We start from the raw sequence: 1335 nt of genomic DNA on the forward strand, positions 1-1335 counted from the left end.
CCCACAGCCCAGTACCCCGGCGCACCCCCACCCGCCGGCACCGCGGCGAGCAGCGGGAAGGACGGCAGGAACGCGGCGGGAGCTGGCGCGCTCAGCGGCGCGACGGTGTGCCCGGCGCTGAGCACGAAGCCGGGGCCGAGCGCGTACGCCGCCGCCCACAGCGCCGCGTTCGGGACGAGGGCGACACAGAGCAGCAGGACGGCGAACCGCCCGGACAGCCCCTCGGTGAGCTGGAGGAAGGTGTCCCGGGTCGCCGCCCCGTGCCAGACCAGGGACACGGCCACCAGCAGGGCGCCTCCACCGGTCAGCACGAGAACACCCGCCCCGGCGGCCCGTCCGGCGGTGGCCGCCAGCTGCCGTCGCCCTCGCGTCTCCGGGGCACCCCCGAGGAGCGCGGGCAGGGGCAGCCGGGAGCGCCCACGTGCCGCGCACACCCCCGTGCCCGCCGCGAGCGCCGCCAGCAGGGGCACGCAGAGCGCGGCCCACAGCAAGGACGGCCGCAGCACGCCCCCGGAGGCGTACAACGTGACCACCGCGCCGATGGCCGCGTAGCCGATGACGAGTCCGGCCCAGGTCGCCCGGGCGCTCACCCCCGAACCGTCCCCCGCGTGGTCGCGGGCCGAACGGTGCAGCAGGACCATCGGCAGCGCGAGCAGGAGGAGGGGGACGAGGCCGACCGGGGCGGGGGCACCGGAGAGCGTGTCGGTGCGGACGAGTTCCACGCCGTGGGAGAGCAGCCACAGGGCCGCCGCCACGTGCAGCGCCCCGCCGGGCCCGCTGTCCGGGTACGGCGAACTGATCCAGAGCATGGTCACGAGCGCGGTGAACACCGCACACCCCAGGCCCGCCGCGAGGGCCCCGCCCAGCACCCCGGAGACGAGCTTGGACGACCGGCGGCGCGCCCTCCGCAGCAAGGGCGACAGCGGGGACCGCGGCGCGGACGAGTACAGGGAGGACGTCGACTCCCCTTGCCTGAGGGGCATCCCGGGTGCCGCGAAGGATGCCGGTCTGCCGTGGTCGGTGGGGTGGCCCGGCCCTCTGGCCGGGTCGTTCGGGTCGGTCGCGTGCGTCACGTCGGCCATGCTCCCAACGACACGCGCTTTACCGACGTAACGGATGTTTCCCGCACGTGTCGCCCAATATGTGCTTATGTGTTTTTTCCTGCGAGGGTTGGTCCGACGGAGGTCGCTACGGCGGGAGGCGACCCGGTGACCGCGCCCGGGGCCGAACCCGCAACCGGAACCGACGAGCCGTTCGCCCAGCACGGGACCGAGTGGTACCAGCAGCCCCTGGGCACCGACCCCGACACCGTCGATCCGGCGCCGCCCCCGGCCC

1 protein-coding gene is annotated in these 1335 nt (G+C 75.4%); it reads right to left on the minus strand.

Annotated features, from left to right (window positions below; genetic code table 11):
- Positions 1–1082: DUF6350 family protein (locus P1P70_RS44700; protein WP_319248239.1), on the minus strand; the 1082-nt coding region annotated here is incomplete at its 3' end.
- Positions 1083–1335: the final 253 nt, after the last annotated feature.

This window comes from Streptomyces sp. MB09-02B, from assembly GCF_033794485.1.
Classification (GTDB): Bacteria; Actinomycetota; Actinomycetes; order Streptomycetales; family Streptomycetaceae; genus Streptomyces.